Raw genomic sequence first — 19,635 nt, forward strand, 5'->3', positions numbered from 1 at the left:
ACCAGGCGAAGAACGAGCCGGCCCTGACCTGGTACAGCTCGCAGGACCCGGGTCTGAACGACGCGGTGGTCGCCGCGTTTCAGGCGCAGTACCCGGACGTCGAGGTCGAGTCGCTGCGCCTCGCGACCGGGCCGCTCGGCACCCGGTACGCGCAGGAGCGCCAGGCGGGTGCCGTGACCGCCGGGCTGGTCACCCTCGCCGACCCGAACTTCGTGGACCAGGGCCTCGCGCAGGGCTGGTTCGAGAAGCTCGACAAGACCGCGCTGCCGGACCTGGCGCGGCTGCCCGACCGCTTCTTCGCCGACGGGGTCGCGGTGACCGGGGTGAACGTCCTCGGCATCGGCTACAACACCACCGAGGTCCAGAACCCCCCGAGGACCTGGGAGGACGCGCTCGCGCCCGAGTACAAGGGGAAGATCCTGCTCGGCGACCCGCGCAACGTCCCGTCCTACGTGGCGCTCGCGCGGGTGCTCGACGAGAAGGTGGCGCCGGACTTCCTCACGCGCCTGGCGGCCCAGCAGCCGACCGTCGTGGACAGCATGGTCCCGGGGACCCAGCAGCTCGCCGCGGGCGAGGCCGCGCTCGCCTTCCCGGACGTGCTCTCGGTCGTGGCCCCGCTCAAGGACAAGGGTGCGCCGATCGACTTCGTCGTCCCGGAGCCGACCACGGGCAACGAGTTCACCACCATGGTCTCGGCGGGCGGCGCCAGCCCGAACGCCGCGAGGCTCCTGTACGACTTCCTGTTCACCGATGCCGGGCAGGTCGCCTTCAACGGTTCCACCGGGTCGTCGCCGATCGGTGCCATCGGACAGACCGCGGCCCTCCCGGCGGGCTACGTCGACCCCGCGATCAGGGACCTGCCCCCGGTGAAGGCGGGGCTCCTCGCCGAGCTCGGCCTGACCTGATGGGCGCACCGGCCGTCGAGTCCCGCCCGGGCGGGGCCCAGCCGCCGGGCGGGGCTCCCTCCACCCGCATCGCCGTGCACGGCCTGACGAAGACCTACACCCGCCGTGACGGGACGACGGTCCGCGCCGTGGACGACCTGACCCTCGACGTCGACGCCGGAGAGTTCCTGGTCCTGCTCGGCCCCAGCGGATGCGGGAAGACGACCCTGCTGCGCGCCCTCGCCGGGCTCGAGAGTGTGCAGGCGGGCCGCATCGAGCTCGACGGCCGGTTGGTCGACGACCCGGCGGCGAAGGTGCGTGTCCCGACCGAGCGACGCGGCCTGTCGATGATGTTCCAGTCCTACGCGCTCTGGCCCCACAAGACCGTCGCGCAGAACGTCGAGTACCCGCTGACCACCAGGCGGATCGGCCGGACCGAACGGGCCGACCGGGTCCGCTCGGTCCTCGACGCGGTCGGGGTCGGCAGGCTCGCGGGCCAGTACCCGGGTGCGTTGAGCGGCGGCCAGCAGCAGCGTGTTGCCCTCGCCCGGTCACTGGTGGCCGGGGACGGGATCGTGCTGTTCGACGAGCCTCTGTCCAATGTCGACGCCCGCGTCCGGGAGCAGCTGCGGACGGAGATCCGACGGCTGCACACCGAGATCGGGTTCACCGCGGTGTACGTGACCCACGACCAGGAGGAGGCCCTCACCCTGGCCACCCGGCTGCTCGTCCTGCGGGACGGGCGGATCGCCCAGTCGGGGCCCCCCGCGGAGGTCTACCTCCGGCCCGCCGACTCGGGGGTCGCGCGGTTCATGGGGGCGGGCAACGAGGTCACGGGCGTGCTGTGCGGCGGTGTGGTCTCCTCGACGGTCGGGTCGATCGAGGGCGAGGCCGTGCCCGGGGTGGCGGAGGGTGCCGAGGTGGTGGCCTTCAGCAGGCCGGAGACCTGGTACTTCGACCCGCCGCCCGGCGTCCGGAACCGGTGGCGCGGCACGCTCGTGAGCACCGCCTTCGTCGGACCGGTGTCCGAGCACACGGTGGCCCTGCCCGGGGAGGTGTCCGTCCGGGTCCGGACGCTGGGCGCGACTGGTCCGGACGTCGGCGCGGAGGTCGAGGTCGGAGTGCCCGCCGACGCCGTCCGGGTGCTGCCCGTGGATCCGACATGACCCGCCTCCGGTCGCCGTTCGCGCTGGTGGTGGGGCTGCTCGGAGTCCTGGTCGTCGTGCTCGTCGGCTATCCGCTGCTCCGCACCGTCGGCGGCATCGTGCTCGACTGGTCGACGTTCGCGGCCGCGGCCGAAGAGGTGGTGGCGGCACCGAACCTGCTGCCGATGCTGGGCAGCACCGCCCTGGTGCTCGGGGTCAGCACGGTGCTCGCCGTCGTGATCGCGGCGCTGTTCGCGTGGCTGTCCGAGCGCACCACCGCCCGACTCGGCTGGCTCGCAGGCGTGTTGCCCGTGGTGTCGCTGCTCGTGCCCTCGATCGCGGGCGCCATCGGGTGGGTCCTGCTGGCCTCGCCGAAGGCGGGCTTCCTCAACGTGGCGCTCCGCGAGCTCGGCGTGCCGGTCGTGCTCGACGTCTTCAGCTGGCCGGGCCTGATCGGTGTCTACACCCTCTACCTGGTGCCCCAGGTCTACCTGCCGGTCTCCGCGGCGCTCGCGGACCTGGACCCGGCGCTCGAGGAGGCCGCGCGGGTGAGCGGCCGCGGCCCGTGGCGCACCCTCGCGACGGTGACCCTGCCGGTGGTCCGGCCCGCGATCCTGTCCGGGGCGCTGCTCGCCCTGGTCTACGGGGTGGCCCTGTTCAGCGTGCCGCTCATCATCGGGACCCAGGCCCGCATCGACATCCTCAGCGTCGAGATCGTCCGCCTGTTGACCACGGAGTTCCCACCCCGGCTGCCGCAGGCGATCGTGTTGTCCGTGGTGGTGCTCCTGGTCCTGGGGGCGGCCTGGGCCGTGAACGCCCGGGTGCTGCGGGGCGGGCGGTTCGCCACCATCGGCGGCAAGTCCACGGGGGACCGGCGCATCGAGCTCGGCCGGACCGGGACGATCGTCACCCGGGTCGGGATGGTCGGCTACCTGCTGGTGGCGGCGGTCCTGCCGTTCGGCGCGCTCGTCGTCGTGTCGCTGCAGGGCTTCTGGTCGGGCAGGCTCACCGGCCCGTTCTCGTTCGAGAACTACGCGGACGTGTTCGGCTCGGCCGGGTCCACCTTCGCCGGGCTGCGCAACAGTCTCGTGCTCGGTCTCCTCTGCGCGACGGTCGGCATGGCGCTCGCGCTGCTCCTCGCCTGGCGGATCGGTCGCGGCGGCGGCTGGGCGCGCGTGCTGGACGCGACGACGAAGCTGCCGGGCGCCCTCTCGCACGTCGTGATCGCCGTCGCGCTGGTGGCGGCGTTCGCGGGGCCGCCGTTCGCGCTGGGTGGCTCCCTCCTCCTGCTGGTCCTCGCGTATCTCGTGCTCTACCTGCCGCAGGCCACGCTGAGTGCCCAGTCCTCGTTCGCGACCGTCGGTGGTGAGCTCACCGAGGCCTCGCTGGTGGCGGGCGAAGGTCCCGCCGGCACATTGCGCCGCATCTCGGCTCCGCTCATGACGCGCGGGCTGCTGGCCGGGTGGGTGTTCCTCTTCGTCCTCGTGGTCGGCGACATCACCGCGTCGGCGATCCTGGCCAGCACCCGGACCCCGGTGGTCGGGTTCGTCATCCTGGGCTTGTTCCAGAACGGCACCTACCCGACCCTCGCCGCACTGGGTGCGATCATCACGGTGGTGTCGTCGGTGGTGGTGCTGGCGGCGCTCGCCCTGCGCCGCAGCGCCTGATCACCGATCGGAGCTGGGTGGGTTCAGCCATTCGGGGGCATCACCATGTGATGCAAACACCCGTTAGTTCCTCGACGAGGTCGTCTCCTGGCGCCTGCCCGGTTCCTCCCGCGGCAGGCGCGCACGGAGCTCAGAGAGGAGCAGATCGTGAAGCTGGGAAGGCACGCATGGCGTGGATCTTCTGCGTCGCCGTCGCGCCGGGCCCGGACCGCGATCGCCGTGGCGGGCGCGGCGGTGTTGTCCGTGACGGGGCTCTCGGTGGCCTACGCCGAGACGGCCGCGTCCGGCCCCGGATCCGGTGTGGCGCAGCGGGCCGACTGCGGTCCGGGCTCGATGCCCGAGACCGGGGTGCAGGGCCAGGTGCCGCTCGCGGACCGCGAGAGCGGGCGCAGCGAGCTGGGCTACAGCTGCAACCTGGCGCTCCTGGGGCAGTACCAGGGCGAGGGTGCCACCTGGGTGAACCCGTCCTACGACCACTGCGCCTACATGGGTACCTCGCTCGGCGGGCTCGGCCGCAAGCAGTCCGAGGGGACCCAGGTCGTCGACGTCAGCGACCCGGAGAACCCGCGGCTGACCGCCAACCTCACCAGCCCCGCCATGCTGACCGACACCTGGGAGACCCTCAAGGTCAACGAGGAGCGCGGGCTGCTCGCCGCGGTGTCCGGCGGGCCCGTCGTCGGCGGTCTGTTCTTCGACGTCTACGACATCTCCGAGGACTGCGCGCACCCGCGGCTGCTGAACTCGTTCAACGCCACCAATCTGACGCTCCCCGCCAACGTGCTCGGCCACGAGGGCCAGTGGGCGCCGGACGGGCTCACCTACTACGCGAGTGGGCTCGCCGCGGGCTCGCTCACCGCGATCGACGTGGCCGACCCGACCCGGCCCCGGATCGCCTACACCGGTGTTGCGGGTCTGCCCGCGAACCACGGCTTCGAGCTGAGCGAGGACGGCAACCGGCTCTACCTCACCCGGCTGGCGCCCGCCGGCGTCGTCGTCCTCGACGTGAGCTCGATCCAGCGCCGCGACCTGCTCCCGATGATCCGCCAGGTCGGCCAGGTGTCCTGGTCGGACGGCATCATCTCCCAGCAGACGATCCCGATCACCTACCGCGGCACGCCCTACCTCGTCGCGGTCGACGAGTGGGGCTCCGGCGGGGTGCGGTTCATCGACATCAGCGATGAGCGCAACCCGGTCGTGACGGACAACCTCCGCCTCGAGATCCAGACACCGGAGCACGTCGATCTGCGTCGGGCGGACACCACGGGCAACGGCCTCTTCGGGTACGAGGCCCACTACTGCAGCGTGAACCAGCGGATCGACCCGACGCGCCTGGCGTGCGGTGAGTTCCAGTCCGGGGTCCGGGTGTTCGACATCGCGGACATCTCGGAGCCGAAGGAGATCGCCTACTTCAACCCGCCCGCCCAGGTCGGTCAGCGTGGCCGCCTGCTGGGGTCGGAGCACGTCGCGAGCGTCGTCGGGCAGACGGGCTTCCCGGCATCCGACCTGATCAACGGCAACGTCGGTGACCTGACCCGGCCCCTGGACCAGCTCGGGCCGCCGAACATGACGGCCGACTGGTGCAGCTCGCCGCCGCAGTTCGTCGGACCGGACCAGCTGTGGGTCACGTGCCAGGACAACGGCTTCCTCGCTCTGGAGTTCACCAACGGAGCGCGGGCTTGACCGGTCGGGCCGGGCGATGGTGACCGTGGACGTCGACAAGGACGCCCACCCGGACGTCCATGGTCCCCGGGCTCCGGGCGTGGTCGTGCTGCGGCGGACGACGGCGATCGTGATCGGCGGCGCCACGGCGCTGGTCGGGGTGCTCGCGGGCATCCTGATCGGCGTGGTCGGCCTTCCGGGCGGCTCGACCGAACCGAGCCGGGTCGACGTCGTCTTCGCCCAGGAGATGATCCAGCACCACCAGCAGGCCCTCGTCATGGCCCAGATCGTGGGCACGCGGGCGGGCGGGGACATCAGCGCGCTCGCGGCCGCCATCGAGGCGGACCAGACGCGCGAGCTCGGCCAGATGCAGGGCTATCTCGACCTGTGGGACGAGCCGCTGCTGCCGTCGGCCTCGCCGGACGACCTCGGGGGAGCGGTGCACGGCGGGCACGGCGCCGCGGCCCCGGGGCACGTGATGGCGGGGATGGCGACCGAGGCGGAGCTCGAGCGCCTCCGGGCGGCGACAGGGGGCGAGCTGGAGACGCTGTTCCTGCAGCTCATGATCCGCCACCACCAGGGCGCGATCCTCATGACCGACGGGATGATCCGGGACGGGACGGAGGACCACGCCCGGGCGCTGGCCCAGCAGATGCGCTTCGAGCAGCAGGTCGAGAACGAGCGGATGACGATGCTCCTGCTGCAGCGGGGCGCGCAGCCGTTGCCCGCGCCGACCTCCTGAGCCGTCAGGGGCGCCGCGGGTCGTACTCCCGGACGGCGGGCCGCTCCAGCCCGTCGGCGGCGAGCTTGTACTTCTCCACCCGCTGGCTCGGTGTCCTGGGCAGCTCCGCGCGGGACTCCAGGTAGCGGGGGACCATGTAGCGGGGGAGCTGGGCGCGCAGCCACTCGTGCACCACGTCGAGGTCGGTGTCGTCGCGCAGCACAAGGTCGAGCTTGACCTCCTGCTCGCCGAGCTCGGCGGGCACCGCGTAGGCGGCGGCGTCCGTGACCGACGGATGGCCGAGTGCGACGTTCTCGAGCTCGACGGCCGAGATGTTCTCGCCCCGCCGTCGGATGCCGTCCTGGTTGCGCATCACGAAGTGCACGCGGCCCTCGGCGTCGTAGTAGCCGAGGTCACCGGTGTGGAACATGAAGTTGCGGAACGCACGGTTCGTCGTGTCGGGGTCGCCGAAGTAGCCCCGGGCCATGGCGTCGGGGATGAGCGGGCGGTAGACGAGCTCGCCCAGCTCGCCGGGGGCGAGCATCCGGTCGAACTCGTCCACGACCCCGTGGTCGACCCAGGCCGGAGCCGGCCCGATCGTGTCCGCCGGGACGGCCTCGATGCGCTCCTTCCGGGGCAGGTGCGGGAAGATCTCGGTCATCCCCCAGCCCTGCCAGATCACGGTGGTGCCGTAGCGGCGCTCGAACTCCACCCGCCCCAGCGGCTGGGGCAGGACGTAGACGTGGGCGAGCCGGTGGTCGGGCGCCTCGGGGACGGAGTCGAGGATCATGGCGGCCATCGGGCCCATGAGCATGGCGAACGTGGCGCCGTCCGCGGCGATCTCCCGCCACCAGTTCCGGGCCGAGAAGCTGCTCTTGAGATGGGCCGTGCACCCGACGTGCAGCGCCGAGCCCGCGAAGACCTGCAGCCCGGCGATGTGGCACATCTGCAGCGGTGTGCTCAGGACGTCGTCCGGGGTGTGCCCCAAGGCGTCCGAGGCGGCCGCCGACGCGAGGTAGAGGTAGTGGTGCGGCCACATCGCCGCCTTGGACCCGCCGCTCGTGCCCGAGGTGAACATCAGGACGGCGAGGTCCGACGGCAGGGGGAGCGACTCCGGGGCCTCCGCGGGGTCCGCGCCCGCCAGCTCCTCGAAGGCCACCACGGGGATGCCGTGCACGTCGCCTGGGGCGAGACCGTCACCGCACGTGACGACGAGCCGGACCCCGCCCAGCGACGGCAGCTCCGCCAGCCGGGGCACCAGGTCGGTCCGCACCGCCAGCACCTCGGGATCACAGCGCTGCAGGAGCAGGGCGAGGAGCTGTCCCCGCAGCTCGGGGTTCATGGGTGCGGCCACGCCGCCTGCCACGAGGGCACCGAGGAAGAGCGGCATGAACTCGACCTGGTTCCGCAGGAGCAGCGCGACCCGACCGCCCGCGACCCCGCGGGTGGCCAGGCCCGCCGCGACGCGCCGCGACAGCTCCTCCGCCGCGCCGAAGGTCAGGTGGTCCTGCCCGTCGAAGACCAGCCAGTCCCGGTCCGGAAAGGCCTCCGCCTGCGCCCGTAGGACGTGGAGGAGGGTGCGCTCCTCGCGCGGGAAGCGCTTGGCGAGCGGACCGAAGCCGGGCCCGGTGCCGCGGAGCAGACGTGGGTCGGCGGCGAGTCGACGCGCGCCCTCCACCGGGGCGGACGGGGTGTGTGGGACGACGGACATGGCACCTCCGAACAAATAGTTGTTCAGAGGATGCGTCGGTGCCGGTGGTCCGGTCAAGCGCGGCCCGCGGCCCGGCCCGTCAGGCCTGGATGCCCTTCAGGGCGGCGTCCGCGATCTCCTCGGCGACCTCGATCGCCGAGAGCGAGCCGTCCGGCTGGAACCACTCGGTGGCGTTGTTCAGCATGCCGATGTACGCGAGGACGATCACGCGCGGGTTCCGCAGCCTGCGGAACTCGCCGGTGCGGACACCGTCTCGCACGATGTCGACGAAGAGGTCCTCGTAGCGCTGGCGCATCGCGATGACGCGGCCCTGCTTCTCCGGGGAGAGGTAGGTCCACTGGAAGAAGGCGACCCTGGTCTGTTCGCGGGTGCGGCTCAGCACCTCGAAGTGGGCCGTGAAGGCGGCTCTGAGCCGTTCGGCCGCCGACGAGGGCGCGTCCGCGGCCGGGCCGATGGCGTCGAGGTAGTTCTGGATGCCCTTCTCCACGATGCGCAGCAGGAGGTCCTCCTTGCCGCTGATGTGCACGTAGAGGCTGCCGGGCAGGAGGCCGACGGCGTCGCCGATGTCCCGCATGCCGATCACCGGGTACGTCTTCTCGGCGAACAGCAGGATGGCCTGCTCCTCGATCAGCTCGGCGGAGACCGGGGTCGAGCCGCGAGCGCGCCGTTCACCGCGTGTGGTCGCCACTCCGGTCGACCTCCTCTCAAATGCGGATTCACTATCTTTTCACGACGGACGGGAGTGTCGTGAACCCGATCCTGAACAATCACTTGTTAGGGCGTGCGGAAGGCCTTACGTTGGAGTGCGGCACCGGGGCCCCTCGGGCCCGTCGTGGGGGCGCGAGAGGAGCGCGGGATGGCAAGCGTCGACGGTGACGCCGAGAGCGGCCTGCGGGCGACGGCCCGCACCCGCCGCCGTGCCTTCGTCGGGGCGTCGGTCGGCAATGCGATCGAGTGGTACGACTTCGCGGTCTACGGGTTCCTCGCGTCGTTCATCGGTGCGGCGTTCTTCCCCTCCGCGGACCCGGCGACCCAGCTGCTGAGCAGTTTCGCGGTCTTCGGGCTGACGTTCCTGGCCCGTCCGCTCGGCGGGCTGTTCTTCGGACCCATGGCGGACAGGCTCGGGCGGAAGCGAACCCTCGTCGTGGTGGTCACGATGATGGCGGTCTCGACGACGCTGATCGGGGTCCTCCCGGGGTACGCGACGATCGGGATCGCGGCGCCGGTGCTGCTCGTCGTCCTGCGGCTCCTCCAGGGGTTCTCCGCCGGGGGCGAGTACGGGAGCGCGAGCACGTTCATGGCGGAATACGCCGCCGCGGGGCGCCGCGCGTTCGGGACGAGCTGGATGATGTTCTCCACGATCGTCGGGTTCCTGGTGGGCAGCCTGCTCGCGGGTGGGCTCGGCGTCGCGCTGGGCACCCCGGCCATGGGGGACTGGGGCTGGCGGATCCCGTTCCTCGTGGCGGGGCCGCTGGGAGCGATCGCGCTCTACATCAGACTGCGACTCGAGGACACCCCCGAGTTCCGAGCCCTGCAGGAGGGCGAACGGACCTCCGGTTCCCCGCTGCGCGAGACCCTGCGGCACCGGCGGGCACTGCTCATCGTGGCCGGTATCGGCGCCCTCCACGCGACGGCCTTCTACCTCGTGTTCACCTACCTCGCGACGTACCTCGCGAAGACCGCGGAGCTGGGCCCCGGCACCGTCCTGGTGTCCACACTCGTCGCGGGGGCCGTGGCGTTGGCGGTGTTGCCCGCTGCCGCCACGGTCGCCGACCGGGTGGGACGTAGGCCCGTCCTGCTCGCCGCCGCGGTGGGATTCGCCGTGTGCGCCTACCCGGCTTTCCTTCTGCTCGGCGAGGCCGGTGCGGCGGGGGCGGTCGTGGGCCACGCCGTCCTGGCCGTGCTGCTCGCGTGCTTCATCTCGACCTCGGTCACCACGATGGCCGAGCTCTTCCCGTCGCGGATCCGCGCCAGCGGCGTCTCGCTCGGCTACAACATCCCCGCCGCACTGTTCGGCGGCACGGCGCCGTTCGTCGCGACCTTCCTGGTGGAGTCCACGGGCAACCCGCAGTCGCCCGCCTTCTACTTCATCGTCGTGGCGCTGGTCGGGATCGTGGCCCTGCTGCCGCTGCGGCGCGAGGACCTGTACGACGCCCCCGCCGTGGGGGCGGACGCGGAGATCGACGAGAGGACGGCTCGATGACGAGCACGGTCAACGCCGAGCTGCACGAGGCGGGTGCCGAGGTCGAGTGGCTCGGTGCCGACTACGGCGCCTTCGCCGAGGGCGGGGCCATGCTGGGCGTGGCCGAGGGCCCGGTCTGGCTCCCGGACCGCCAGGCCCTGAGCTTCAACGACAGCGGCACCTCCACCCGCTACCACTGGACCGAGTCCGGCGGCGTCACCGTCGTCGAGACCGGCACGAACGGCGCCAACGGCTCCACCCGGGACCGGCAGGGCAGGCTGATCTCCTGCGAGCACGATGCGCGCCGGGTCACCCGCCAGGAGGCGGACGGCTCGGTCACCGTCGTCGCGGACCACTACCGCGGCCAGCGCCTCAACCGCCCGAACGACGTCGTGGCCCGCTCGGACGGCTCGATCTGGTTCACCGACCCGCTCACCTTCGAGGTCGACACCGACCTGGACTTCGCCGGTGTCTATCGCGTCTCCCCGGACCTGAGTCGGATCAACCTCGTCGCCCGCGACTTCAACATGCCCAACGGGCTGGCCTTCTCCGCGGACGAGCAGAGGCTCTACATCAACGACACCAACCGGATGCACATCCGGTCCTTCGCGGTGGACTCGTGGAGCGTCGCGGGCGCGCGCCTGGACCAGGACTCGGACGCGACCCTGATCGCCATGCCCGCCGACCGCCCGGGCCACCCGGACGGCATGAAGCTGGACGCGCGGGGCAACATCTGGTGCACCGGCCCCGGCGGCATCTGGGCCATCGCGCCGGACGGCACCCACCTGGCCACCCTGGAGCTGCCGCGGGTCCCGGTCACGAACTTCTGCTTCGGCGGGCCCGACCTGCGGACGATCTTCTTCACCACCTTCACCGAACTGGGGCGCATCCGGGTGGGCGTCCCCGGGCTGGACCCGGACCGCACGATCGAGCAGGTCTCGGGCCCGGGCTGGACGGCGGAAGGCCGCACGGACTGACCTCTCCCACCGGCGACAGCGAGGACCCACCATGGAGAACAGACGCGCACGGCTGACCGCGGCCCTGGCCGGGCTGGCTTTCCCGGCCCGGCGCTGGCAGCTCATCGCGCAGGCGAAGGACTACGGCGCGGACGCGCAGACCCAGCTCGAGCTGCAGTCCCTGCCGGAGCAGATGTTCGGCCACCTCGCGGACGTCGTCCGGGCCGTCGAGGCGCGGGACGCCGCGCTCGGCGCCGGGCACCTGCGGGTGCCGGTGCACCAGCGGAAACGGGACGGGGACCGCCGGTCGGTGCCGGCCGGCGCCCTCGTCGTCCGCCCGACGCGGGGCCGCGGCCCGAGCGTCTGGCCCGCCGAGCTGGAGACCCCGGCGTCCTAGGAGATCACCACAATCCGTCGGGTGGCCTTGCCCGCCTCGAGGCGGCGCAGCCCGCGCGCCGCACGACCAGATCGCGCGGCGGGCGGGGCTGAGCAACGCCTCGCCCTACCGTCACTTCCCCGCGCGCGAAGACCTCATCGTCGAGGTCCTGCTGGCGAACCTCGCCCGAGCGGAGGTCGCCCTCGCGGACCGCCTCGCTTCGTTTCCTGGAACTGGCGCTGTCCGCCCTCCGCGAGGACGACGGCGAGCGGCCCGCGACGCGATCGGACGACGAACCCGACACCGTCCTGGCGCTGCGGCGGACCCTGGGACACGAGCTCGCGGGACTTCCCGCGCTGCGGGACCGCTGAGGACAGGAGGCCACAATGCGCGAGGATGCGATCGCCGAGAGGATCGCCGCCCTCGAATACCACCGATACGACGCCGTGGTGAACGGCGAGTTCGAGACCTTCGAGATGCTCGCCCATCCCGAACTCCGCTACGCGCACTCAAGCGGGACGGTGGATACGCTCGACTCCTACCTGGCGAAATGCCGGAGCGGTCACCTCGCCTACCGCGCGGTCGACCATGCCGAGGAGGACATCGTCGTCGTCGGAGACTGTGCGCTCGTCCATGGACAGCTGCGTGCCGAGATCGTGGTCGACGGTTCGCCAGCTCATCTCTCCGACCAGACACTCGCTGTCTGGACAGAAGTGACCGGAGAATGGCTGCTCGTTGCAGTCCACGCCTCGTCGCTCCCGCGATGAGACTGGCAATGACGTTCCCCGCGGCATCTGGCCGTTGTCCGAGGAGACACGATGCGCGACCTCGGCCGTCGGAATGACGAGGTCATCGGGGGCCGAGCGTGGAGCCGTTCGTGGTGCGAAACCCTGCGCGTGGTGCGAGTTCTGGAGGCTGGAGAGAGGCCTTCTGTAAGCGTTGTCGCTGGTAGGAGGCATGTGAGGGGGTTCGTGGAATCCTGGCAGTCAAGGGGTCAGGGGTTCGAATCCCCTCAGCTCCACCCTTGAAGACCAGGCCCGATGAGTCCTCCGACTCTCGGGCCTGTCGTATCGTGGTGCCCAACGTGGAGCATTTGGGCTGAGCGTCTCCCCGGTGACGAAGCAGCGCCACTACCTGACTCAGGTCATCCCGGCGGGCCCGATCGCCGAGGAGGAAGCGGATAAGGCGCTACGCCTACTCCTCGTGCAGGTCGACGAGAGACGACGGTTCACGACTGCGACCACCGCTGCCGGACGCATGTCTGCCGCTCGCTCGCACAGTCGACGATCCGGCAGATCCACGTCATCCTCACCGGGGCCTTGAGGCGGGTCGTTCGGTGGCGCCAGCTGTCGCGCAACCCGATCGAGACGCTGACGTCGACCTCGTGACGGGCACCCTCCGCGTCCAGCGCTCGATCGCCGAGCTCAAGACGGAGACGTGGGAGAAGGACCCCAAGACCCACCAGCACCGCCGGATCGCCCTCGACCCGGAGTCGGTCACGCTGCTCACCGCTCATGGGGCGCGCAGCATGGAACTCGCCGCTGCCCTCGGCTACGAGCTCGCCCACGACGCGTTCGTCTTCTCCCTCTCCGGCGACGGGGCGGCGCGCATGAATCCGCGCACGATCACCCGCCGGTACGGACGTCTCGTCCAGCGCTTGTGCTGTCGGACCGCAACGCGCTGCTGCTCGCCAAGCAGATCGCGACGCTGGACGTGCTGTCCGGCGGCCGGGTCTGGTGCGGCCGGGCCTCGGCTGGCTGCGCGAGGAGTTCGAGGCACTCGGCACCCTCGTCAGTCCGCTGACCCCCGCCCTCGCCGCGCCGTACCCCGCCCGGCCCGCCATCTCGACGATCGCCGGCGCGGAGGCCATGTTGACCACTGCCGGCGCGTCGGACCTGCGCAGGAGGGGGAGTGCGGCGCGGCTGCGGCGCAGTGCACTGCCGAGGTTGATGTCGATCGCGGCGGTCCAGGCCGCGTCGTCGAGGAGACCACCTTCGAACAGGTGTTCATCGACCGGTCCCCGGCGCGGCGGGGATCCCTCGATGAGCCGGTGCCGCGGCGGCGATGTCGAGTGCGTGGAGGACGGTGGCGCGTCCGGCGCCGAGCCGGAGGGCGTTGGCGAGGTGCATCCGCATCCCGGGCAGGTAGCGGTGCGTGGGTGTGGCGTCGCTGGCCATGGACATCAGCTCCTTGACCAGGCCGCGGACGGCCCCGGTGCGCCAGGGCACGGCGGTGTAGGCGAAGAACGCCTGGTACGCCTCGGGGGACTGGCGGAGCAGGGCGTCGAGGAAGCCCGGAACCTCCCTCTCGAAGTCCGTCCAGTAGGGATCGTCGCCCTGCATCCGGGTGCGCAGGGTGGCGCGGTCCGCGTCGAGCGGCGCGTCGAGGCTGGTGTCGCCCCGCTCGCGCAGGATCGCGGCGAGGTGTGCGGAGCCCTCCATCAGCGTGTGCACGCCGAGCCCGGAGACGACGACGAGCGTCTCGTGGACCTGGGCCGGGGTCGCCCCCGCGTCGAGAGCGACCCGCATGGCGCGGTCCGTGCCGTCCCGGTCGAGAGTGGTCACCGACGCGTGCACGGCCAGGGTGATCAGCGCGGTGGCGACGGGGTCGAGCGGCTCACCCTCCGGGACGGCCTGCAGCAGGGCGAGCGCCTCGCCACGGACGTCCTCGGCGACGACGGCAGCCCCGCGTTCCACGGCCGTCATCGGGCCGGCTCGGGCTGGGCGAGGGGCTGCTCGGCCAACCGGGCGCGCAACGCCCGCTTGTTGATCTTCGTGGCGGACATGGGCCAGGTGCCGGGCTCGACGAACCGCACGGCCCGCGGGACCTTGTAGCGGGCGATGCTGCCCCGGCAGAACTCGATCAGCTCCGCCTCGGTGACCGAGTGGCCCGGCCTGACCTCGACGAACGCGACGGGCACCTCGTCCAGCCGGGGGTCCGGAGCCCCGACGATTTCCACGCACAGCACCGCCGGGTGCCGGGCGACGAAGGACTCGACCTCGATCGCGGCCACGTTCTCGCCCCCGACCTTGAGCATGTCCTTGAGCCGCCCGTGGAACACGACCTGCCCCTCCGGCGTCCAGCTGTAGAGGTCCCCGGTGTGCAGCCAGCGGTCCTGGTCCAGGCTGGCGGCGGTCTTCTCGGGGTCCTGGTAGTAGCCCTCCATGACGTTGTAGCCGCGGACCAGGATCTCCCCGACGACGCCGGTGTCGACGTCCTCCCCGGTATCGATGTCGATGATCCGCAGCTCGATACCGGGGCACGGCTTGCCCTGGGCGGTCGCCCGCAGCTCGGTCGAGTCCTCCCGGTCGCTGATGGCGTAGATGCCTGCCGTCTCGGTCATCCCGCAGGCGGCGACCAGCTCGCACTCCGGCAGCGCGCCCTGGACGCGCTCGAGCAGCACGCTGGGTCCGATGAGGAACATCGAGCGCAGCGAGGCCAGCGCGGACGGGTCGAACGCCGGATGGTCGAGCATCGGCTGCATCGTGGCGGGGAACCAGGGGAAGGCGACCGTGGCCCGCTCGCGGGCCAGCAGATCCAGCGCGCGGCCCGGTTCGAAGTAGACGTCGGTCAGGAAGGTCCCGCCGGTGCCCACCGACCCGAGGAAGGGGGCGAGGGCGGCGATGTGGAACAGCGGTCCGGCGGCCCAGGTCACGTCCGGGTCGCCGGTCCCGAGCCCCCCGTTGCCCAGCCGGTGCCGGGCGCGTTCGACGGGGCCGCGGGTCATCGCCTCGTGGGAGAGCATGCACCCCTTGGGGTTCGCCGTCGTGCCGGAGGTGTAGAGCATCGCGGCGACGTCGCGGACGCGGACCCGGTGACCGAGCTCGGACACCCTCTCGGGCGCGACGCCCGCGGCCACCTCGTCGAACTCGGTCCGGTCCAGAAAACCGGGCTGCGCGGCACCGCGCAGCAGGACGGCGGCGCGCAGGGCGGGCGCCTCGGGGAGGGCGAGCCGTGTCGGGTCCGGTGCGGAGCCGAGCGAGGGCAGGCCGGTGCGCAGGATCTCGGCGAAGTCCACGTACTGGTCCTCGTCCGCCGCGGTCAGCAGCGCGACGAGGTCGGCGTCGTCGACGATCCAGCCGAGCTCCGCCGCCCTGTGCCGGGCGTTGAGTGGCACGACGACCCCGCCGACCAGGCTGATCCCGAAGAACGCCGCGACGAAGTCGACGGTGTTCGGGGCGAGCAGCCCGACCCGGCCCCCCGGCTCCACCCCGAGCCCGACCAGCCCGCGGGCCACCGCACAGGCGCGTTCGTGGAGCTCCGCGAAGGTGTAGGTGGCCTCGGGGAGGACGAGCGCGGCGCGCTCCGGATGCAGGTGCGCGGACCGCACCAGGAGGTCGCCGACGGTGGAGACCGCGGTCCACTGCCCGTTTACACTCATGCTGATCGCCGCTCCGTCGCGGTTGTAGGGTCGTGGTCATGGCCACCCCTGCCCACAACCCTCCGGAGGCCGCGCGCAGCGGCCTCTCCCAGCGCCGGAAGCGGGCGCAGGTGGAGGGGGACGCCGCCTATCGGGCGAAGCGCACCGAGCTGCTGCAGATCGCCGGGGACGTCTTCAAGGCCAAGGGTTACGAACGCGCGACGCTGAACGACATCGCCGCCCGTTTCGGCACGGACCGGGCCGCCATCTACTACTACTTCGCCGGGAAGGAGGAGATCTTCCAGGAGGTCTTCCAGGCCACCGCGAAGAAGGTCCTCGACGACAACCTCGCCGAGGCCACCCGGGTGGCGGCGCTCGAGGTCAGTGCCCATGACAAGCTCCGTCTCCTCATCGAGCTGCAGATCAATTCGTACGAGGCGAACTATCCGTATGTCTACGTCTACATCCAGGAGGACATGGGGAAGGTCGCTTTCCAGACCACCCCGTGGGCGAAGGAGATGGTGCGCAAGACCCGCCGTTTCGAGTCGATCGTCACCGACATCATCCTCGGCGGAATCCGGGACGGGGAGTTCCGCGCGGACCTCTCCGTGCCGCTGGTCGTGAAGACGTTGTTCGGAATGGTCAACTGGACCCATCGGTGGTTCAAGCCGGGCGATCGCAAATACACGGCCCAACAGACCATCGACACGTTCTCGGCGATCTTCTTCGACGGCCTGCGCCGCTCCTGAGGTCAGGAGCGGGGGAGATCGGCCGGCGCCGGGTCCGCCCCGGGCCACCGGGCACGGTTCTCCGCGGTGAGCGACGTGCCCACCTCGTCCCACGGCCCGACGTGGACGATCGCCATCTCGCGGGCCTTGATCTTCCAGCCCTCCGCGGTGCGCACGTAGTCGTCGTAGTAGCGGACGGCGCCGTACACGGTGGTCCCGCCGCGCGCGAGCTCCAGGTGCGCCCCGACGACGCCGCTCGCGTGGTCCGCGTCGGTGAACGTCAGCAGCGTGGTGTTCTGGGTGTGCACCGTGACGCCCATGCTCTGCCGGTCGGTCTGGATGAACTCGACCACGGACGCCCGGTCCGAACCGCCCGGGAACGCGCCCGCGGAGAAGGACCCGTCCTCGGCGAAGGTCGCCCCGAGGCCGTCCCAGTCGTCGTCGTCCGCGGCCAGGAAGTACCGGAGGACGAGGTCCTCGATCTCGGCCCGGTCCTCGAGCCTGCGGATCCTCGCGTCCAGATCAGTCATCGTGCACCTTCCCGTTCGTCCGAATGGTGACTGTCGTCGATCGTCAGCGGCCGGTCCAGACCGGCTTGCGCTTCTCCGCGAAGGCCGCGACCCCTTCGAGCTGGTCCTTCGTCCCCGCGTAGGCCTCGATCGGCTCGTACCGGGTGGACAGCGCGGACTCGAGCGAGCCGCCGAGGCCCCGGAGCACGGCGTCCTTGGCGGCCTGGACGGCGAGTGGTGAGCTCGCGGTGATCTTCGCGGCCCACCGGTCCGCGGCGGCCGCGAGCTCGGCGACCGGGACGACCTCGTTGACCAGGCCGTACTGCTCGGCCTTCGCCGCGGGCAGCCGGTCGCCGGTGAGCACCATCGCCAGCGCGACGTGATGGGGGAGCTGGCGGATCGCGCGGTGCATGATCCCGGCCTCGCCGATGATCCCGGCCCTCACCTCGGGGATGAAGAACTGGCTGTCGTCCGCGGCGACGATGACGTCCGCGCACATCGCCAGCTCGAACCCGCCGCCGATGACGTAACCGTGCACCGCGGCGATCAGGGGCTTGCGCAGGGTCAGCTGCGGGCCGCCGACGCCGGTCAGCCCGCCGCCCAGCGCCATGCGCCCGTCGCGGTCGGTGCCACCGGAGACGTCCGCGCCGGCGCAGAAGGCCTTGCCCGCCGTCGCGGAGAGGATCGCGACCCAGACGTCCGGGTCGTCGTTGACCTCGGTCCACGCGGCGAACAGCGCGTCGTCCATCCGTGGGTCGATCGCGTTGAGCGCCTTCGGGTTGTCCAGCGTCACGCGGGCGACGTGGCCGTCCTTGACGAACTCGACTCCTGAGCTCACTGCGGTTCCTTTCCGGCGGGCTTGCGGAACTCGGCGATGGCCGTCTTCAGCCCGACCTCGCCTATCCATTCGCGTAGCTGCGTGACGCTGGGGGACAGGTGCAGCAGCGCGTCCATCTCGGGGACGCCTGCCGCGGCGGTCCGCACGCCCATCGCCTCCATCGCGCGGTTGACGGACAGCTTCTTGATCCGCAGCACGTCCGACGGGATGCGGGCCATCCGCTCGGCCATCTCCTCGACGGTGTCGACCACCTCGTCGGCCGGGACAGCGTGGTTGGCCCAGCCCCACTCGACGGCGGTGGTGCCGCTGATCATGTTGCCGGGCAGGAACGCCAGCTCCTTCGCCCGCTTCGGCCCGACGAGCGGGGCCCAGAGCGGGGCGATGTAGCCGCCGCCGAGCGGCAGGGCGGGCTCGCCGATGCGGGCGTCCTCGGCGACGATCGTGAGATCGGTGAACACGCACAGCTGGGTCGCGCCCGCGACGCAGTAGCCGTGCACGGCGGCGATCACCGGCTTGGGGTGGTCCCAGATCGCGAGGTAGCGGTTCACGTTGCGCGCCAGCCGGTCCCGGTCCGCGACGGGATCCACGGCCTTGGGCGTGCCCACCTGGTCGATGTCGTAGCCCGCGCAGAACCCCTTGCCCTCCCCGCGGATCCCGACGACCGGGCCGCCGGTGTGCGCGAGGCGCTCCAGGGCGTCGGAGAACTCGTCCAGCATGGCCGTGGACAGGGCGTTGGCCTTGTCCGGGCGGTCCAGCACGATCCAGCTGATCGGCCCGCGGTGCTCGACGCGGATGTCCCGATACTCCGGGAGGGCGTCCGCGGACACCCCGGTCACGACTCCGCGCGCCCGATCGGGATCTGCTTCTTGACGTGGAAGTCCACGACCCCGGCCGCGCGGAGCTCGCGGCGGGCGAAGCGCCAGCCGTCCCCGCTGTTCACCAGCTCGTCGTGGTACTGGCCGAAGAAGTGCCCGTCCGGGCGGTCCCGCGTGTACCTGTGCCAGGCGTAGAGCGACGAGCGCACGGTGGCGGTCCGCAGGTCGGGACCGAAGTCCACGACGATGTTCGAGACGTGGTGGCTGGTCGCGGCGAAGAAGCTCCCGATCCCGCCGAGCGTCTCCCGGTAGGCCTCGCGGCCCTCGGCGCCGAAGTCCGGGCCGTAGCTCACGTAGCAGTCCTCGGTGAACAGGGCCGCGATCTCGTCCGGGTGGTTCATGTCCAGGTGGAAGGCGTAGGTGAAGAGCAACCGGTGCACGCGCTCGGTCTCGACGAGCTCGGCGAGCACCTGGTCCGCAGCCTTCTGTGTCGCGGGGTTCTGGGTGGTCGTCACGGGGTCCCTCCGGATCGGCAGGGGAGGCGTGACGGCGGGAGTCGGTCGACCCGCAGCACCATGTCCGCCACCTCCTTGGGAGCAGTCGGTCCGGACTCTATCTACACGTGTGTAAACGGTCAACGGCTGGCGGTGGTCCTCCCGCTGAACCCCCACCAGCACAAGGGGATTCCAGTGGCCCGCTTACGCTGCCGTTGACAGTTTACGTCTGTGTAGATAGCTTCGTGGGGCCGCTCACAGCAGCCACCTCGAAGGAGAGGCGCACATGCTCGAGCCCGAACCCACCGCCGTCGAGCACGCGATCGCCGAGATCGCCGCAGGCCGGGCCGTCGTCGTGGTCGACGGCGAGGACCGGGAGAACGAGGGCGACCTGATCTTCGCCGCGGAGCACGCGAGCCCGGCGCTGATGGCCTTCATGGTCCGCCACAGCTCGGGCTTCGTCTGCGTCGCGCTGCCCGCCGAGGAGTGCGAGCGACTGGCGCTGCCGCCCATGCACCACACGAACTCCGACGGGTTCGGCACCGCGTACCGGGTCACCGTCGACGGCGTCGAGGGCGTGTCGACCGGCA

Annotated in this window: 20 protein-coding genes; 11 read left to right on the forward strand and 9 right to left on the reverse strand. The window is 71.5% G+C overall.

The window, feature by feature from the left end:
• From H5J29_RS02925 to H5J29_RS02945, 5 genes are all read left to right on the forward strand, one after another.
• On the forward strand, positions 1-905 hold a 905-nt coding region (locus tag H5J29_RS02925; protein ID WP_181779335.1), incomplete at its 5' end, for an extracellular solute-binding protein.
• Positions 905-2,050, forward strand: a complete 1,146-nt coding sequence (locus H5J29_RS02930) for an ABC transporter ATP-binding protein (RefSeq protein WP_181779336.1) — start codon at positions 905-907, stop codon at positions 2,048-2,050. The genes H5J29_RS02925 and H5J29_RS02930, both read left to right, overlap by 1 nt.
• Positions 2,047-3,696: an ABC transporter permease gene (locus tag H5J29_RS02935; RefSeq protein WP_181779337.1), complete on the forward strand. Its 1,650-nt coding sequence runs from the start codon at positions 2,047-2,049 to the stop codon at positions 3,694-3,696. The genes H5J29_RS02930 and H5J29_RS02935 overlap by 4 nt, the downstream gene beginning before the upstream one ends.
• 147 nt (positions 3,697-3,843) lie before the next feature.
• Positions 3,844-5,376, forward strand: coding sequence for an LVIVD repeat-containing protein (locus tag H5J29_RS02940; protein WP_220186910.1), 1,533 nt, complete (start codon positions 3,844-3,846; stop codon positions 5,374-5,376).
• Between the two features lie 25 nt (positions 5,377-5,401).
• Positions 5,402-6,097, forward strand: coding sequence for a DUF305 domain-containing protein (locus H5J29_RS02945; protein WP_181779338.1), 696 nt, complete (start codon positions 5,402-5,404; stop codon positions 6,095-6,097).
• A gap of 4 nt (positions 6,098-6,101) precedes the next feature.
• Here the strand turns inward: H5J29_RS02945 and H5J29_RS02950 are convergent, their stop codons facing one another.
• Both H5J29_RS02950 and H5J29_RS02955 read right to left on the reverse strand, forming a co-directional pair.
• On the reverse strand, positions 6,102-7,787 hold the full coding sequence (locus H5J29_RS02950) for an AMP-binding protein (protein ID WP_181779339.1): 1,686 nt from the start codon (positions 7,785-7,787) through the stop codon (positions 6,102-6,104).
• A 79-nt stretch (positions 7,788-7,866) separates the two neighbouring features.
• Positions 7,867-8,475 carry a TetR/AcrR family transcriptional regulator gene (locus H5J29_RS02955; RefSeq protein ID WP_220186911.1) on the reverse strand — a complete coding sequence of 203 codons (609 nt, stop codon included), beginning with the start codon at positions 8,473-8,475 and terminating at the stop codon, positions 7,867-7,869.
• A gap of 168 nt (positions 8,476-8,643) precedes the next feature.
• Between H5J29_RS02955 and H5J29_RS02960 the strand changes: the two genes are divergently transcribed.
• The 4 genes from H5J29_RS02960 (at position 8,644) to H5J29_RS02980 (ending at position 12,068) form a co-directional block, all read left to right on the forward strand.
• Entirely contained in the window at positions 8,644-9,990 is a 1,347-nt protein-coding gene (locus H5J29_RS02960) for an MFS transporter (protein WP_181779340.1), read from the forward strand.
• Complete coding sequence (locus H5J29_RS02965) at positions 9,987-10,946, forward strand: SMP-30/gluconolactonase/LRE family protein (protein WP_181779341.1); 960 nt, start codon at positions 9,987-9,989, stop codon at positions 10,944-10,946. Before H5J29_RS02960 ends, H5J29_RS02965 begins: the two co-directional genes overlap by 4 nt.
• Positions 10,947-10,977: 31 nt before the next feature.
• The gene (locus tag H5J29_RS02970) at positions 10,978-11,322 is read left to right on the forward strand and encodes a DUF2795 domain-containing protein (RefSeq protein ID WP_181779342.1); all 345 of its coding nucleotides are present in this window, start codon (positions 10,978-10,980) and stop codon (positions 11,320-11,322) included.
• Positions 11,323-11,687: 365 nt separating this feature from the next.
• Entirely contained in the window at positions 11,688-12,068 is a 381-nt protein-coding gene (locus tag H5J29_RS02980) for a nuclear transport factor 2 family protein (RefSeq protein WP_181779343.1), read from the forward strand.
• A gap of 461 nt (positions 12,069-12,529) precedes the next feature.
• On the opposite strand, the gene H5J29_RS36445 is transcribed toward H5J29_RS02980, so the two are convergent.
• The 3 genes from H5J29_RS36445 to H5J29_RS02995 are packed head-to-tail and all read right to left on the reverse strand — an operon-like array spanning position 12,530 to position 15,682.
• On the reverse strand, positions 12,530-13,345 hold the full coding sequence (locus tag H5J29_RS36445; protein ID WP_376768493.1) for an SDR family NAD(P)-dependent oxidoreductase: 816 nt from the start codon (positions 13,343-13,345) through the stop codon (positions 12,530-12,532).
• Positions 13,308-13,997, reverse strand: a complete 690-nt coding sequence (locus H5J29_RS02990; protein ID WP_312858028.1) for a carboxymuconolactone decarboxylase family protein — start codon at positions 13,995-13,997, stop codon at positions 13,308-13,310. Before H5J29_RS02990 ends, H5J29_RS36445 begins: the two co-directional genes overlap by 38 nt.
• A gap of 5 nt (positions 13,998-14,002) precedes the next feature.
• The gene (locus tag H5J29_RS02995; RefSeq protein ID WP_181779345.1) at positions 14,003-15,682 is read right to left on the reverse strand and encodes a class I adenylate-forming enzyme family protein; all 1,680 of its coding nucleotides are present in this window, start codon (positions 15,680-15,682) and stop codon (positions 14,003-14,005) included.
• A 38-nt stretch (positions 15,683-15,720) separates the two neighbouring features.
• On the opposite strand from H5J29_RS02995, the gene H5J29_RS03000 reads away from it, so the two are divergent.
• Positions 15,721-16,410: a TetR/AcrR family transcriptional regulator gene (locus H5J29_RS03000; protein ID WP_181779346.1), complete on the forward strand. Its 690-nt coding sequence runs from the start codon at positions 15,721-15,723 to the stop codon at positions 16,408-16,410.
• Between the two features lie 2 nt (positions 16,411-16,412).
• Here the strand turns inward: H5J29_RS03000 and H5J29_RS03005 are convergent, their stop codons facing one another.
• The 4 genes from H5J29_RS03005 to H5J29_RS35735 are packed head-to-tail and all read right to left on the reverse strand — an operon-like array spanning position 16,413 to position 19,066.
• Positions 16,413-16,919 (reverse strand): nuclear transport factor 2 family protein, encoded by a 507-nt coding sequence (locus H5J29_RS03005; RefSeq protein WP_181779347.1) that lies wholly within the window; start codon positions 16,917-16,919, stop codon positions 16,413-16,415.
• Positions 16,920-16,962: 43 nt separating this feature from the next.
• Positions 16,963-17,736: an enoyl-CoA hydratase-related protein gene (locus tag H5J29_RS03010; RefSeq protein ID WP_312858029.1), complete on the reverse strand. Its 774-nt coding sequence runs from the start codon at positions 17,734-17,736 to the stop codon at positions 16,963-16,965.
• Positions 17,733-18,572, reverse strand: coding sequence for an enoyl-CoA hydratase-related protein (locus tag H5J29_RS03015; protein WP_312858030.1), 840 nt, complete (start codon positions 18,570-18,572; stop codon positions 17,733-17,735). The genes H5J29_RS03010 and H5J29_RS03015 overlap by 4 nt, the downstream gene beginning before the upstream one ends.
• A complete protein-coding gene (locus H5J29_RS35735) occupies positions 18,569-19,066 on the reverse strand; it encodes a nuclear transport factor 2 family protein (protein ID WP_181779349.1) in 498 nt (165 codons plus the stop codon). The genes H5J29_RS03015 and H5J29_RS35735 overlap by 4 nt, the downstream gene beginning before the upstream one ends.
• 265 nt (positions 19,067-19,331) lie before the next feature.
• Between H5J29_RS35735 and H5J29_RS03025 the strand changes: the two genes are divergently transcribed.
• Positions 19,332-19,635: 3,4-dihydroxy-2-butanone-4-phosphate synthase (locus H5J29_RS03025; RefSeq protein ID WP_181779350.1), on the forward strand; the 304-nt coding region annotated here is incomplete at its 3' end.

It is taken from the genome of Pseudonocardia pini (genome assembly GCF_013870575.1).
In the GTDB taxonomy this organism is placed as follows: Bacteria; Actinomycetota; Actinomycetes; order Mycobacteriales; family Pseudonocardiaceae; genus Pseudonocardia; species Pseudonocardia pini.

What these genes read in the sequence shown, in the direction of transcription:
- H5J29_RS02930 (WP_181779336.1), top strand. Translation starts at nt 905, where the DNA reads ATGGGCGCACCGGCCGTCGAGTCCCGCCCGGGCGGGGCCCAGCCGCCG.
- H5J29_RS02935 (WP_181779337.1), top strand. Translation starts at nt 2,047, where the DNA reads ATGACCCGCCTCCGGTCGCCGTTCGCGCTGGTGGTGGGGCTGCTCGGA.
- H5J29_RS02950 (WP_181779339.1), bottom strand. Translation starts at nt 7,787, where the DNA reads ATGTCCGTCGTCCCACACACCCCGTCCGCCCCGGTGGAGGGCGCGCGT.
- H5J29_RS02960 (WP_181779340.1), top strand. Translation starts at nt 8,644, where the DNA reads ATGGCAAGCGTCGACGGTGACGCCGAGAGCGGCCTGCGGGCGACGGCC.
- H5J29_RS02965 (WP_181779341.1), top strand. Translation starts at nt 9,987, where the DNA reads ATGACGAGCACGGTCAACGCCGAGCTGCACGAGGCGGGTGCCGAGGTC.
- H5J29_RS02970 (WP_181779342.1), top strand. Translation starts at nt 10,978, where the DNA reads ATGGAGAACAGACGCGCACGGCTGACCGCGGCCCTGGCCGGGCTGGCT.
- H5J29_RS02980 (WP_181779343.1), top strand. Translation starts at nt 11,688, where the DNA reads ATGCGCGAGGATGCGATCGCCGAGAGGATCGCCGCCCTCGAATACCAC.
- H5J29_RS02995 (WP_181779345.1), bottom strand. Translation starts at nt 15,682, where the DNA reads ATGAGTGTAAACGGGCAGTGGACCGCGGTCTCCACCGTCGGCGACCTC.
- H5J29_RS03000 (WP_181779346.1), top strand. Translation starts at nt 15,721, where the DNA reads ATGGCCACCCCTGCCCACAACCCTCCGGAGGCCGCGCGCAGCGGCCTC.
- H5J29_RS03005 (WP_181779347.1), bottom strand. Translation starts at nt 16,919, where the DNA reads ATGACTGATCTGGACGCGAGGATCCGCAGGCTCGAGGACCGGGCCGAG.